17 protein-coding genes and 1 tRNA gene are annotated in these 14168 nt (G+C 50.1%); 8 read left to right on the top strand and 10 right to left on the bottom strand.

Annotation, left to right across the window (positions count from 1 at the left end; translation table 11 throughout):
* Positions 1–59 precede the first annotated feature (59 nt).
* The 6 genes from H7688_RS11800 (at position 60) to H7688_RS11825 (ending at position 3230) form a co-directional block, all read left to right on the top strand.
* Positions 60–135 (top strand) — tRNA-Asn (locus H7688_RS11800).
* A gap of 260 nt (positions 136–395) precedes the next feature.
* Positions 396–710 (top strand): ArsR/SmtB family transcription factor, encoded by a 315-nt coding sequence (locus H7688_RS11805; protein ID WP_183361316.1) that lies wholly within the window; start codon positions 396–398, stop codon positions 708–710.
* 165 nt (positions 711–875) lie between these two features.
* Positions 876–1823, top strand: a complete 948-nt coding sequence (locus H7688_RS11810; RefSeq protein WP_183361317.1) for a permease — start codon at positions 876–878, stop codon at positions 1821–1823.
* A 72-nt stretch (positions 1824–1895) separates the two neighbouring features.
* Positions 1896–2123, top strand: coding sequence for a thioredoxin family protein (locus H7688_RS11815; RefSeq protein ID WP_183361318.1), 228 nt, complete (start codon positions 1896–1898; stop codon positions 2121–2123).
* Between the two features lie 40 nt (positions 2124–2163).
* A complete protein-coding gene (locus tag H7688_RS11820) occupies positions 2164–2547 on the top strand; it encodes a thioredoxin family protein (protein ID WP_183361319.1) in 384 nt (127 codons plus the stop codon).
* Positions 2544–3230 carry a cytochrome c biogenesis CcdA family protein gene (locus H7688_RS11825; RefSeq protein WP_183361320.1) on the top strand — a complete coding sequence of 229 codons (687 nt, stop codon included), beginning with the start codon at positions 2544–2546 and terminating at the stop codon, positions 3228–3230. Before H7688_RS11820 ends, H7688_RS11825 begins: the two co-directional genes overlap by 4 nt.
* A 377-nt stretch (positions 3231–3607) precedes the next feature.
* On the opposite strand, the gene H7688_RS11830 is transcribed toward H7688_RS11825, so the two are convergent.
* Both H7688_RS11830 and H7688_RS11835 read right to left on the bottom strand, forming a co-directional pair.
* On the bottom strand, positions 3608–3955 hold the full coding sequence (locus tag H7688_RS11830) for a hypothetical protein (protein WP_183361321.1): 348 nt from the start codon (positions 3953–3955) through the stop codon (positions 3608–3610).
* 150 nt (positions 3956–4105) lie between these two features.
* Positions 4106–4387, bottom strand: a complete 282-nt coding sequence (locus H7688_RS11835; RefSeq protein ID WP_183361322.1) for a hypothetical protein — start codon at positions 4385–4387, stop codon at positions 4106–4108.
* Positions 4388–4863: 476 nt separating this feature from the next.
* Between H7688_RS11835 and H7688_RS11840 the strand changes: the two genes are divergently transcribed.
* Together H7688_RS11840 and H7688_RS11845 are read left to right on the top strand one after the other, a co-directional pair.
* The gene (locus H7688_RS11840; RefSeq protein ID WP_183361323.1) at positions 4864–5277 is read left to right on the top strand and encodes a bacteriohemerythrin; all 414 of its coding nucleotides are present in this window, start codon (positions 4864–4866) and stop codon (positions 5275–5277) included.
* 435 nt (positions 5278–5712) lie between these two features.
* Positions 5713–6579, top strand: a complete 867-nt coding sequence (locus H7688_RS11845) for a hypothetical protein (RefSeq protein ID WP_183361324.1) — start codon at positions 5713–5715, stop codon at positions 6577–6579.
* Between the two features lie 202 nt (positions 6580–6781).
* Here the strand turns inward: H7688_RS11845 and H7688_RS11850 are convergent, their stop codons facing one another.
* From H7688_RS11850 to H7688_RS11885, 8 genes are all read right to left on the bottom strand, one after another.
* Entirely contained in the window at positions 6782–7156 is a 375-nt protein-coding gene (locus H7688_RS11850) for a hypothetical protein (RefSeq protein ID WP_183361325.1), read from the bottom strand.
* A gap of 291 nt (positions 7157–7447) precedes the next feature.
* Complete coding sequence (locus H7688_RS11855) at positions 7448–8116, bottom strand: DUF2367 domain-containing protein (RefSeq protein ID WP_183361326.1); 669 nt, start codon at positions 8114–8116, stop codon at positions 7448–7450.
* 107 nt (positions 8117–8223) lie between these two features.
* Positions 8224–8922, bottom strand: a complete 699-nt coding sequence (locus H7688_RS11860; RefSeq protein ID WP_183361327.1) for a hypothetical protein — start codon at positions 8920–8922, stop codon at positions 8224–8226.
* A 199-nt stretch (positions 8923–9121) separates the two neighbouring features.
* On the bottom strand, positions 9122–10033 hold the full coding sequence (locus H7688_RS11865) for an ankyrin repeat domain-containing protein (protein ID WP_183361328.1): 912 nt from the start codon (positions 10031–10033) through the stop codon (positions 9122–9124).
* Positions 10034–10094: 61 nt separating this feature from the next.
* A complete protein-coding gene (locus H7688_RS11870; protein ID WP_183361329.1) occupies positions 10095–10646 on the bottom strand; it encodes an ankyrin repeat domain-containing protein in 552 nt (183 codons plus the stop codon).
* A gap of 87 nt (positions 10647–10733) precedes the next feature.
* Entirely contained in the window at positions 10734–11327 is a 594-nt protein-coding gene (locus tag H7688_RS11875) for a hypothetical protein (RefSeq protein ID WP_183361330.1), read from the bottom strand.
* Positions 11328–11342: 15 nt separating this feature from the next.
* Positions 11343–12227 (bottom strand): hypothetical protein, encoded by an 885-nt coding sequence (locus H7688_RS11880; RefSeq protein ID WP_183361331.1) that lies wholly within the window; start codon positions 12225–12227, stop codon positions 11343–11345.
* Positions 12228–12417: 190 nt separating this feature from the next.
* Positions 12418–14151, bottom strand: coding sequence for a DUF5684 domain-containing protein (locus tag H7688_RS11885; RefSeq protein ID WP_183361332.1), 1734 nt, complete (start codon positions 14149–14151; stop codon positions 12418–12420).
* Between the last annotated feature and the right edge of the window lie 17 nt (positions 14152–14168).

Genomic DNA, 14168 nt, shown 5'->3' on the forward strand with positions numbered 1-14168 from the left:
CGAGCTTCTGACGACAACGGTCTTCGGAGGCCCTCGAGGGTAACGTCTCGTTGATATATTCCCCAATAGCTCAGTCGGTAGAGCGGGTGACTGTTAATCACCATGTCCCTGGTTCGAGTCCGGGTTGGGGAGCCAAAAGTTAATCCGGCACTGTCCGGTAAAACACAAAAGCCCTTGAGTAATCAAGGGCTTTTGCTGTTTTTTGCCCCCTGCGTCAGTCCGATCAAGTTCGATCCTTCCTTTATCTCCCTCTGATTTGAAGCTACAAGGATGACCCTGTTGCCCATCGCCCTTTACACGGAGAAACCGGCACCGGTTGTCACCTGTGAAGGGTCTTGACACGGCGGCTTCTAAGGAATATATGAGTCTATAAGCATATAGTCACGAGGTCGCCCATGAAAGACTTACTCGAACTTCGTTCGGATATTCTCAAAGCTCTGGCACAACCCACCCGCATCAAGATTCTTGACTTCCTTCGCGACGGTGAGCGTTGCGTCTGCGAAATCTTCCCGGCCATTGGCGAGGAGCAATCCAACACGTCCAGACATCTGAACATGATGATGGATGCTGGAGTTTTGTCGCGTCGCAAAGAGGGGCTGAAAATCTACTACACGATTAAGCACCCGGAGATTCTTCAGGTCGTCGATCTGGTGAACTTGATTGTGGAAGAGGAAATTACCGGGCGGCACAAATTGTTGAAGGCCGTGTGACCTCCGCAGAGGGTCCCGGAAAGCGTTGGATAACGAGTGGCGGCACCTGCTGATAAGGGCGGGAGCTTATCCGCGCGGCCACTGAGAAGGTGACCTGCGTGCGTCTCGGATAATTTTTTTTGCCCGCATAGATGAGCAGTTAATCAGATACTCATGGAGTGGCTCATGCTTAAGATCCTGGCCGACTACCTGACCTATGATCTTTTAGGACTTAACCCAGCTTCACGCCTGGGAGGAGCCCTCGATTTCTTCATCTATGACACGGTAAAGATTTTCCTTCTGCTTGCCGGAATCATCTTCCTGGTCGCTGTAATCCGCTCCTGGTTTCCCCCTGAAAAGACCAAACAGATCCTCTCACACAAGACCCGATATCTCGGCAATGTCGTCGCGGCGCTGCTGGGGATTGTCACCCCCTTTTGCTCCTGCTCTGCAGTTCCCCTTTTTATCGGTTTTCTAGAGTCAGGTGTCCCGCTTGGAGTTACCTTCTCGTTTTTGATCTCCTCTCCCATGGTCAACGAGGTCGCCCTGATCATGCTGTGGGGAATGTTCGGCTGGCGCATCGCCCTCATCTATATAGGGACTGGTCTCATCATTGCGGTCGTAGCCGGAATAGCCATAGGAAGGCTGAAAATGGAACGTTACGTACAGGACTACGTCTGGGAGATGCGCGTTGGCAAAGGCGAGGTCACCACACCGACTTGGCCCGAGCGTCTCCTGTACGCAAAAGAGTACACGCTGGGACTCTTAAAGAAGATCTGGCCCTATGTACTGGTCGGAATCGGGATTGGCGCCTTCATCCATGGTTATGTCCCTCAGGATTTCCTGGCCAAGTGGGCCGGCCGCGACAATCCCTTTGCGGTCCCCCTGGCGGTAGCGCTTGGTGTACCACTTTACAGCAATGCCGCCGGCGTCATACCCATCGTGCAGGCTCTCACCGCAAAAGGAATGGCGATGGGGACGGTACTGGCCTTCATGATGGCTGTAACGGCCCTGTCGCTGCCGGAAGCGGTGATTCTCAGCAACGTGCTGAAAAAACCCCTTCTGGTGACATTTTTCGGTGTGGTAACCGTGGCCATCACCATGGTGGGGTATCTCTTCAACGCAATTTTGTGAACGGCGGGTGGCGCTTGCCACTTTCCCAGGCCGGCCAGTCGGGTTTATTACACATTCAAATGGAGGTAGGGCATGAAAATCGAGGTACTCGGTACGGGGTGCGCCAATTGCAAGACGCTGTACGAGAACGTGAAAAGAGCGGTAGAGGAAAAAGGTGCCGATGTCGAAGTGGCAAAGGTTGAAGACATTCCTTCGATCATGAAATATGGGGTAATGAGCACCCCGGCACTGGTCATCGATGGCACGGTCAAGTTCTCCGGCCGGGTCGCATCGTCAGCCGAAATCAAAGAGTGGTTGTAACAGGTCACGTCAGGCGAACAACAGCAAAGGAGACGTCTTCATGAAACTGATCGTTGCAACCATGGTAGCCACGCTTTTGTTGACCGGGATCTCCCGGGCTGAGCTCCCCTCGGCCAGCGAAGCGACTATCCAAAAAGCCCTTGCATCGGGGAAACCCACAGTCATTGACCTGGGCGCCCGCACCTGTATCCCCTGTAAGAAGATGGCCCCCGTTCTGGAGTCGCTCTCGGCCGAGTACCGGGACCGGGCATCGGTACTGTTCATTGATGTGCACGAGGGGCAGACCCTCGCCGACAGGTTCAGGATTCAAATGATTCCCACCCAGATCTTCTTCAACGCACAGGGTAAAGAGGTGAAGCGCCATGTGGGTTTCCTGGAGAAGTCGGAAATCGTGAAGGAGTTGAAGGCCGCGGGATTAAGATGAGCTTCCTCGGCGACATCGACCAGATCATTACGCTCTATCCCGTGATCGCCTTCGCCGCTGTCTTTCTCGCAGGGGTTCTCTCCTCTGCGTCTCCGTGCGTACTCGCCACTATCCCTTTGGTGGTTGGGTATGTTGGGGGCTACAGCGATGGGGACCGATGGAAAGCCTTCCGGTATTCTGTCGCTTTTATCCTTGGGTTATCTCTGACTTTCACGGCCTTTGGTGCCGCGGCTGGGCTCTTGGGTACCATGTTCGGTACCGTGGGAGGATGGTGGTATGTGGCCGTCGGTGCGGTGACCATAACGATGGGCGGACAACTCATGGGACTCTACGAGATTCACCTCCCCCTTAGGCCTAGCTATCGACCAAAGCAGGACGGCATGGTGGGGTCACTCCTGCTGGGGCTTTTTTTCGGTGTGGTATCCTCACCGTGCGCGACCCCGGCCTTGGTCGTGCTCCTGGCGTTGATAGCCAAAAAGGGGCAGATGCTCTACGGCATGGCGCTCCTTTTTACCTACGCGTTGGGCCATTGCCTGCTCATGCTGGCGGCCGGCACATTCACAGGGTTCGTTGAGAGCTTTGGCAAGGCGAAAGGTATCGTGAGCTTCTCGACCTGGGCAAAAAAAGTGAGTGGAGGAATGGTGGCACTTGTGGGTGGCTGGTTGATTTGGAGTGCGTTTTAGTGCCGGCTGAGATCTGAAGTAATAGCGGAAAAAGTCTTGCTGCGTAATGCCCGGGGAGCCAACACAGGGCCTTACAGTTCAGACTGTAAGGCCTTTTTTGTTTGCTGAGGCGGCATGCGCTGTTCTGTGTCTTGCCTTTGCGACCGCTCGCCCACAAAATCCTGCCCGGCAATTTCACGGAGGCCCCTGTGCGGTTTATTCGCGAAGGGGCTCGGCAGTACTCTTCCCATAGCCCCGTAAGGAAACCCGATGGGGTCTCCAGCGCGAGCACAGCTGCTCATCTCTGCAGGGAACTCCCCAAAGGGGATGTATCCTCAAAATCCGATACACCCCCGGCTCGCCTCCCAGATAGCTATGAAGTTCGTTCACCTGTGACGTCAGGCGTAGGTATCAACACTGGTCATCGCGGTCATTGCCATTGACGTGGCAATGGTACTGGTAAATGCGGCGGAAGATGCCGCGTCAGTTGCTTGGAACACACTTGTGGTGCTTCCTGCTACGCTCGAGAGAGAGCTCCCTTCAACGGCGGGTCCGCCGATGTTTCCCAACGTGCCGGATTGCTGGAGCGCCTGAGCTGAAAAATTTACGGTGTCACCAACCGGAGCGCTGGTTTGTACCGCAGGAGCAGTGGTGTCAGGTACAGCTTGGGAAACCTGCTGAACCGACGCCGGCTGTGCACCGAACATGGGCATTGCTGCGCTTGCTGAAACGACATCGGATACCATGTGTACCCCCTCCTATCAATGCTACCGGTTGACTTTCTTTGGTCCGGAGCGGAAGAAGGGGAACGCCCCCCCTCCGTGCGAATGTTTGTTGTTAAGATGACACCTGTGAACCCGTGGACTCGATCTCCACGCTCCCGGAATACCCTTCTTTTAACGCCAGCAATTGCGTGACAGCCGGCACGTTATCGGGTTCTGCATGACCCGGACAACCGCTGCTGTGCCGCTGCAGGGGGTAACCCGCAGCGAGCGGCGCACTACCTTTTCCGCGTTGGCGAAGCGGACCAGCCGATTCGACCAGCCACGTGCCACATTGCCGCAATACCTAACCTCCTCAAGAAGGCCTTCCCGCCGGCAGTCGTCCAGCAAGTCCCGCACCGTCAGGTATCCGAAATAGAAAACAATCGCCAGGGTCGCTACTACCATAAGTTCCATGCCGTTTACCCCTTGTCGCTCTTTCCTCTGTCATGTGGCGCAGGTCTTGTCGTCCCCCCTGGTAGCAGATTCGGCCTGTGCCTGCGGTACGATCACAGAATGAGCATAAACCGGGCCAACTGCATGTAGTACGAAAATACGGGCAGTTAGCGTGAAGTTGCTGCCAGGACTGTTCCCTCAGGGGACATGGTGGGTCCAAAAGGAACAGTGTACTGTCAAAAGAAAGACCAGGTTACTGTGCTCGCCCTGTCGGGTATCGTTGTTATTGCTGCCCGACGAATAGAAATGTGTGTAGGGGCTTTCAAAGGACTCTGAGAAAAGTTGGCAACCACTCAAGGAATGTCGGAACTGTCCGATAGGAGCGTTAGACCTACCATGAGGTACTGAGCCAACGGTAATAAAAGGCGGGCTGCAGCCAGAAAAATGCAAACTTGGGGCAACGTAATCCGTTCAAACCCTTTCCTGTGGAGGATGCTATGTCAATCGTGACGTGGGACGAGAGCTTTCGGATCAATATCGGCAGCATTGACAGTCATCACGAACACCTCGTGCAGTTGCTGAACACGGCTTACGCCGAGTTTTCCTCGAATGCCCCACCGGAAAATCTCGGGTTGGTGCTGCACGAACTGCTGAACTACTCCAAGTACCATTTTACTGAGGAGGAAAAGCACATGAAGCTAGTGGGCTACCCTGCATTCCAGCATCACCGTGACGAACACAACCTGTTCATTGTCAAGGTGACTAAACTCGAGAAGCTCTTTTCTCGTGGTGAAAAAAGTCTCTCGGTTGAAACCATCGTTTTTCTGAAAAACTGGATTGCCAACCATATTCTTGCTTCCGATGCAGCCTTCGGCAGCTTTGTACAGGAAAGGGAAGTGGAGGTTTCCTAGTCTCAAATCCCCGGCACCGCTACGAGAGGGTTCGGTAGTTCTACCAAAGGGGCCGGTTTCCAGGAGATTCCGGCCGCAGCCTTGTCGTTTGAGGAGGCCGGTCTATCTGACCGTAGCCTCAGCCTGGAACAAGCCAGTACTCTTCTCATGTCCTCCCCTGGAAAACCGATGAGCCTGCAACGCGGGTGCAGCGGTTGATTTCTTTCGCCATCCTGTAGATCCCGTCGGCACCGCCTCGTACCGTCATCCCCTTCACGTAACGCACGTTTCTGACCTGTGGCCAAAAAGGAGCACCCAATGTTCCATAGGTGCGCGAAATCTGGAGTCTAAATTAATAAATATCTACTTTCCCGTGAGAGATTGTGGTATAGGAAAGCCGTGAATTCGGACAAGAGTGGGCGCGCGCCCCTATAACTGGAAGTCGATGGAGGCTGCATGTACCGTTCTGTCCTCTTTTTTCTTGCAGTAATCACTGCCATTGCAGCGGGTCCTTCTTGGGCTAGTGAAAAGGTTGAAATAAATCAGTGGTACCTGCCGGAGACGTCCTATAGCATCAAGCAGTCATCGACCAATCTGATGACCATGACGCTCGAAAATCCCTTCGCAGTTCCCGAAACGGTGCGGCAGAATTTCCCTGTCTCGATGGTGGTGGATGATAACCGGGAGATTTCCATCGTGACTGGGAAGATGACCAAAGATAAGAAATTCCCGATCACCTTCGAGTTGAAAAAAGCTGTCCAATTGCTGAAGCAAAACGACCAGACCAGGAACATTGGTGACGACGTCGGCAGGCTGGTGGGCGTTCGCACTCATGGCACAACTGACCTGCAGGGGAATCTTAGCCTGGTCAAGCTGGACGGGAAGGAACTGCCGGAAGAAGAGCAGAAGATCGTGATAGCCACCTTCGAGGCGGTCTCGAAGGCCATGAAATCTGCGCAGGTGGAACCCATAGGCATCGGGGAGAAGTTCACGAAAACGGTGCCGTTGGAGATTCCGGTACCGGGACTTATGAACATCGGGATGGAGGTGACCACCACCTATCAATTGGTGGGCGTGAAGGACGGTGTAGCCGATTTTGCCACGACCTACACGTTTAAGCTGTCCGCTTCTGCCGCCTCTGAACAAAACCTGAAAATAGAGGCGTCCGGGAAAGGGACCGGAAAGATCATCTACGACGTGAAGAAGAGGGTGCAGCTAAAAGCACTGAACACCCTGGAGTTGGCCATGACCCTGCCGTTGGATCCAGCGACTATACATGTGCTCATGAAAACAGAGGACTCCTCGGTGACAGAGGTCCGTTAGGGGGGCTAAGCTCATAAGTTTTTTTGTCTGATATATACGCCGTATTCTCTTTCAACCCAACATCCCACTTGTTCTCCTGGTCAGGGAAGAAATAAAAATCCCAACGTGGGAACGTATTGTCGATTATGAATTTTACAGCTGCAGCTCCTCCGTTGTTCTGAAGTGGCCCCACAGAACTCTCATAGGATCACCCCGAGCAAGCTCACTTTAGTGTCCCGGCATATAGTTTCCCATCACGAAACAATATTGTCCCTGTGCCTATTCTCCACTCGTCATCTGCTACTTTTTTAACGGTAACATTACTCTTTTTACATTCTTCGACAACTTGTTCTTTTGTCATGCCGCTTTGAAGTTTTACTAAATTGCCCAAAGAGTTGGTTTTAGGATCGTACTCTTGTTCATGGAACATCAGGGTCCCTTCAATTGGCATTGGCTGGCTAAAATCCATAAAACCATTCTTGTCCAACCTGATGACGTTACCTTTTATTACGCCGCCTGCCTGGTCTGCATAAACGTTACCCATAGCCACTATAAAAGTCACTAACGATAAAATACCTGCTGAGAATGATTTCCGCACAAACCCCTCCTTATAAAGGCAGTTGAATTTTACTCCATTCATGTCAATAGAACTTTCTGCTCAATCCTAGGATAAGTAGATGGTGTCGTCCGGTTATTCAGAACCATTTGCCCTTTATTACCCTCATATACTGTGATTTTGCCTGATCAGAGCGGGGGCCGCCTTATCAGGAAACTCCAAAGGCCAAGATTTCCATCTAGACCTGCATACTGTACCTCCAAAAGGATCCCTCACGAGGAGCAAGCTATTTAATCGTCGGAATTTGTATAATAGCGTGGTGGTGTTACGAGACTACTTGCCTTTGACCTTTGAGAGTACGCAAGAACAACCCCAGTCATTACTGGCTCCATACCCCTGCACCGCTGAATCGAAAGATTCTCCCATAACAACGGGAAATGATTGTTGGCTGTTTGCTGGGATTGGCCCCAAAGTGATTTCACGCTCATACACGAAAAAATCAGGTTTTCCATTTGTGATCGCTCCTGACTCTTTAACCGTACATTTTATGTCTACGGAATCAAAAGGTGTCGAACCCACGTTTTTAATATTAATTACTGCATTCATGGCTTTTATTCTTTTTTTGTTATCAATTTTGTGATCCACGCTAAGATTGGATACTGAGATGGAGACATTGCCTTTGTGAGATTTAATAAATGGTAAACCAGTTCGTGTCACATATAGAGAAGTAAACAAAGCTAACACAGACATTAAAATACCAAAAAAACGGGGGGCGATGCTCCTTGTCTCTTGAGCAAGATGCCCTGAGGGGCGTGTTGAGGTTGCTGATCTGTCTTTGCCGTTCCACGTGTGGCCACAGTTTTCGCATGATGTTGGTTTCCGTCCAGCAAAGAATGCAAGAAGTCCTACTGGGAAAAGTACCAGGGCCGCTACCAGTACCCACGTAGGATAGAAACTTTGCTTTGTCTGATGAGAACATTTGGGACAAGAAACCATTGCCATAGACTATCCTCGTAGCGATAGGGAGCCATTTTAGTTGATTGGCCCTTCAATCAGGTTGTTAAGAGCATCAAGGACGCCGGCATTTGCACTGTCAAGGCGCGTACGTTTTAGAAACGGCCCCATCCTGACCGATGGCTACCAAATCCTGTCGATACACGGTAACCCCGAGCATTGGCCCAGCGACGCCCGCCGTCTGATAGTCTTTGTGACCCAGAATTGAGAAAATCTTCTGCCATTGACTTGTCCCCATACTCGAACAAAACTCCCACAAGCTCATTTTCAGAATCGGGTATCCCTAGTTTTATAGCTAGAAGTAGAATCTGGACCTGCAATTGAGGCCTGGCAACAATCTGTTGGCAGATGGAGATAGTTACGGCCCTTTTATCCATTCCAAGTAAGCCATCGTACAATGTTTTGGCTTTACTTGTATCTGTCCACGAACCGCTTCGAGATAACAGGGAACCACATGCGACAACTTTTTCATCTATTGCTGCGAAGGTTTCCGAGTTAAGAGTCTGCATGAGTGCTTCGGCTTCCTGGAGCCCTGATTTGGTTGCAAACATGCTGTAGACCTGCAACCGTTCTTCATTCGAAGGCTTCCAGTTCAGTCGAGCAAGGCTCTGTAACGATATTTTTCGTATGTATGGACGCTCTGACTTGTCGCGAGTTACTTCCGATAACTTTTCTACATTTCCGGTTTTCTCCCATTGGTTGATCTGAGTAGCTGTTGTGGCGCAACCATACAGATTTACAGAAAGGAACATAACGATTACAAAGGTGACAAAATTTTTCACCAATCTATGCATGTTGCCAGTCTCCATTATTGTATCTATTAGAATTTGACAGAGCCTTACTGATCAGGAAAGAAGAGGTTATTCGGTTGCCTTCCGTATGATATATCTGTCTTTTCAGTTATGTGGTGGAACCAAAACCTTGATTTCAGCTTTTGCACCCTGCAAGAGAACCTTGACGGCGATTTCGGAACCGGTGCCTCGGTTCGAGAAATCAGTGTTGGCATCTCCGGAACAAATAAACAGCCACCGCAAATAGTAGTGCGTTAAAGAAGGAAATAAAGAAATTGTTGATTTTCGTGTCACGGATCGTAGCAGCAACCTTTTTTTTGTGTTTTTTTATCAATTCCTGTAGTGATACACCAGAGTTGTCCGACCCCTTGTATTCGAGGTACGGTTCCAGGGGAATAGATTCCTCGAGGGAGAGATACTCATTTATTTCAAGTGAATTGCAGATATTAGCCAAGGTGACAAGCTTGGTGAACTCGAGGTAGCCTGAATGCAATAGTTTTCCCGAGTAAAAGAAAAGGGTAGGAGGTTCTATGCCTGCATTGGTTATTTTTAGTACGTGCGGTGCAATGAATGTGTCTCCTTCAACCCTGCACTCCGTCTGGTAAATCCCGACATTGGCAAACAACTCACGCCTTGCAGCGTTTGTCCAATAATTCAAACTTGAGGGGCCCTTAGCATTTTCCTCAGAGTTAAACGTCTGGCTAATATGGCTTAAGATCAGGATGGTCAATCTTGAATCCTGTACATGAGCCTGTGCAACATCCGGCTGTATAAGTTCGAGAGTCCTCAGACTGTCCTGGTAAATTGGTAACGAACCAAGGCCAGGTCTTACAAATTTTTTTGCTTCGTCCATTTCTTTTAGCAGTTTAGGTTTCAATGTGCGGGCAATGTCGAGAGGGGTTTTCCCCTCAGAATTCGGCAACTCAACGTCAGCACCGTTGGTAATCAGTAATCGGATATAATGGGAATTCTTCTTTTGCACGGCTATATGTAAAGGAGTGTCGCCCTGCTCGTTTTGGCAATTTACAAAAGCACCGTTTTCAATCAATTTGCCTACAATGAAAAATTTGTCTGCAGCAATCGCCGCGTGTAATTCATAGCGGTCATTTGTCATCAAAACGTCCTCCGATTTTTGTTGCGAGTTCGCAGGGCCTCGTCTGGCTGATTCTCAATACCTATTGTCGTGCACCAGCGTCCTTGAGAAGTTTGATTATGGTTGAGTTCTTGTTCATGGTGGCTGCCATCAGTGGTGTTATCCGGTAGGACGTTTTTAGGTCTGCCTTTGCCCCCTTAGACAACAAGAAGCGCACTAGTTCGGTTTTATTCCCTTGAACAGCGGAAAGAAGTGGCGTTTGGCCGTCTTTTGTTACCGCATTCACCTCCGCTCCACGTGCAATGAGCATCTCGGCTATTTCCACATTTCTGGCAACTAAAAGAGGGGTAGCATCCATGCCGCACTTGATTTTTGCGTCTGCTCCTTTGTTGAGTAGTAGGCGCACCATCTCTGTTGAATTTGCGTACATCAATGGTGTGAAGTCTACAGGGGGGCCCGATTTTACGTTCACATTAGCTCCCTGTCGCACGAGGGATTCGACTTTCTTCAAATTGTTATCGTGGACTGCGAGCATAAGCTCTTTATCCAAGTTCTTGGCATGAGCAGGAAGTACTGTTGATATTAGCACTATAAAAGAAATGATTATGGATGCGCCTCTTATGCTTAGTTTCATTTAGTATCTCCTCTAGGGGATAAAGCATGCAATTGGCTACGACACGAGCAAAGTTCCACTGTGAAATACATTACACTTGTGGTAGTGCTATAAGCCTTTATACATTTTTTTGATATCGGTGCCGATTTGTACCAGGCACTGATCGAGCGCCGAATTAAGCGTTTTAATAACAGCGTCTTCTCCAAAGTGGCTGGTTCCGACCCAAATACTTCTGTCATCCATTTCTGCTCCATAGTATGGAGTTTTTTGGATAAACTTCCCGTCAAGGTAGTACTCAACCTCCATCAGAACGGTGCAGCGCATGTGCATAAGTGTGCCCCTGCATGAGGTCCGATTTAAGCTTACCTTGAGCGACAATCCCGAAGGGGGGGCAGTGCTGTCTACTTGTGGCTGGAAATAACCGAATTCTGATAGAGATAATAATCCGCTCCGCACCCAATCACTTGCTCCGGAGCCGTAAATAGGGACGTCAGTACTCCCCAGGTGCTCTCTATCTACCCTCATGTCGGAAATATCGAGCCTGGCAATCCGCAAACCGGAATTTTCTCCCCTTATTGCTGCAGGTATCTGCCGGTTGTCTCCCGGTGAGTATTTCAGGTGAACTCGCACCGGCTCGGGCGAGGATGCGCACCCCTGCAGCAGACAGATACTCCCCAAGATGAAAACCAGTACTGGCTTCATACGTTCCCCAAGCGGCTATTCCTGCGAAGCTGTGTCGATAGAGAACAGATTTCCGCCTACATCGCGGAATATGAGGCGGCTTCCCTTACGATCGAGGACTTTGCCTTGCAGGGTCTGTGAAGAGTCTGAGACAGGAGAGCGTAAGGTCAGTTTAAACTCCTCTCCCTGTTCATCCTGTGGATTGGCCGGGCGATCTAACAGGTCAAGCCTCAGCATCTTCATGTTCTGGTCAATACCTTCGGCAAGTGCTTTCCGATAGGCCGCAGCATTGTTGGCAACCCACAGTTCAACAGCCTTGGAATCCTCTTCGTTGTTCTTCCCGATTTTGCCAGAATAGTATGACATGAAGCCAAAATAGTCTGGTTTGCTGGTGTTCTGCAGGTAAAGCTGTGCTTTTGTCTGGACGAGCAAGGTCTGAAAGTCAGACGATAACTGGTAAAAGGTAGTAAGGATTAAAAATGGTGCTTTGATTTTTTCTGCCTCTTCTTTTTTATAACCCAGGGTGCGCTTGTCCAAACGTGTAACCTTAAGCCAAGGTGAGCCAGAGAGAAGCGGTTCCAACTGACTCCAGTATTGGGTACGGAAATCAACATCTGCCGTGGCTTTAAGCAACGGGGCAATGGTTTCCTCTACCGAACTCGCACGCGCCTTGTTTATCCCCTTGTCGATTAAGAGCCAGAGCAGACCGTCAGCTCCTCCCGTAGAGGTGTAGCGCTTTTCCTGCACAGGTACGCTGATCTCTTCTTTGGGGATTTTGCTGAGCACTACCGTGTCGTAGGTTTTGTTCGTCAGCGTTGTGTCTAGATGCTTGTGAATGGGAGCTGAAGAGCAACCTGTCATCAGGAGAGTAATTATGAACAAAAAGGCGAAATACTTGCGGCGGTAGGTTTCATTCCTCATGTGACATTCTCCCTGGGCTCCAAGATATTCACTTAGCCGTCCAAGACGGAGCTTTTGTTTTGTCGGCCAATACTCGTCATCATCGTTAGCTGTGTACAAGCGAAGCTGGTACGAAGATCGCGACAAACACTACTTTTACTGCGTCAAGATTCTGAACATATCAATTCACGCCTGTCAGAATCGTTAGCCTTTAAGTTACCTGCTTTTTGGGCATGATCGGATCTCTATCTAAAGGCATAAGTCTGACCAAATCAAAATTGGCAGCCATATTAAAGTCTCTTTTGTCACCAGGAATAGAAGCGTCATGCCTCAATAATTCTTCCCATTGTTGTTTCAAGCACTCAATAACACCATCTTCCAACACTAAACTGAATTCGCAGACCGCATCCGGCATAGCAGATTCCTGCGTCTGCCCATCTGGGAGATATACGACGCTCTTGCTGGGGCTGTCTTCTGCGAGGATCACCCGGAAAGGATTCGCTGAGAGCACCGACGGTATGAGTTCGCGATCATAGGGGTTGAGACCGCTGACCCATTCCGCAATCGGCTTCGATAACGCAGGCACATGGGGGAATTTACTGCGTACCGCGCCAGTCAAGTCCGGTGAGTCGATCCGGACGGAGACTAAAAACACGGGATGGGTCGGCATGTGGCAAAAACTCAAACCGACGGTTATACCTGCATTTTTTACGGCCGCAGCAAAGTCACCCACCCGAAGCATCATCACGTGCTGTCCATTGATTTTACAAAAACCTGAACACCAGGAATGCATTGCCAGTATGGGGAATTTGTCGGCAGGCAGGATAATGGTACTGAATTCAGTCTCTACAGCGGAAGCAGGCGGGAGAGATACCACGACCTGGCGGATGGAGCCATCTGTGGTGGCGGCAATGTAGCAAGACGATGTACTGGACAGTTCGGGTAAATCTGGTGAGCAGTTTTCAGAGCCGGGTTGAACTTTTGCCTGATGGGTTGTGACACCTTCGGGCTTTGACCCGTCTTCGCGTCGAAACTTGCCAGGGTTTTTTTCTGGTTGTTTTGCCAAGGCGAAGCTGAAGAGACTTAGAGCGAATAGGGATTGAAAGATGTTCAAAATGGCATAGAAACTCTGGCTTGGTTTCGAGACCATGGCGATCAAGGCGACAATCCAGCCAACCGGATATCCCCGCCCCGCAACTACAGCGCTCAGCCAACTTATGAACGTGTAGAACTGGTCGCTCTCTCCGGCTGCCGGCCGTTTAAGCACAAAGCGAAACATGAGCATGGTACATGCTCCAAGCACAGCATAACCGAGCGCAATAACCAGTAACTTTACAGATCTCCCTTCCCGCGCCTTCCAAAGCACCCAGGCATAGAACAACGAAGAGGCCAAGCCCAGCGAAGTCCTCAATAGGAAATCTGCCTTGTTGAAGGTTAAGCTATAGGGACTGAGCCGCGAATACATCAGTGCCGAACTCACTGCCCAGGAAATAATGGCTGAAGCCCCGAGATAGATGAACATGATGCGAAAGAAAACAGTTAGGCTGTCTTCTTCTTTGGGAAGGGACATACCCTCACTGCAAGCTGCTTGATTCACACCATCTGGTTCTTGACGAAATGCCAAATAACCAAAATAAATATAATTTATAAACGGCAACACCGACAAAATTCGTGAGCTATTCGATATCCCGAGACTTAACGGTATCCTGTAAAAGATGATGAGGATGAAGATTACGCCGACGTACGGTATTAAACATAACAGGAACCACCAACCAGACATGCGCGCCATTTTGCAGCATACATAAAGATTGGCAATGGGGATCCATGCCAGCCAGGCCGGCTCGGTTTTGGTTTTACGTGCTAATAGGTAAAAGCAAATGGCAGGATAAAGCCAGAAAGCTACCAAACTTACCAAGATAACCAGTGATTCCGCCCCGCCGATCATGTTGCCCTCCTCCATCA

It is taken from the genome of Geomonas limicola (assembly GCF_014193675.1).
Taxonomy (GTDB): domain Bacteria; phylum Desulfobacterota; class Desulfuromonadia; order Geobacterales; family Geobacteraceae; genus Geomonas; species Geomonas limicola.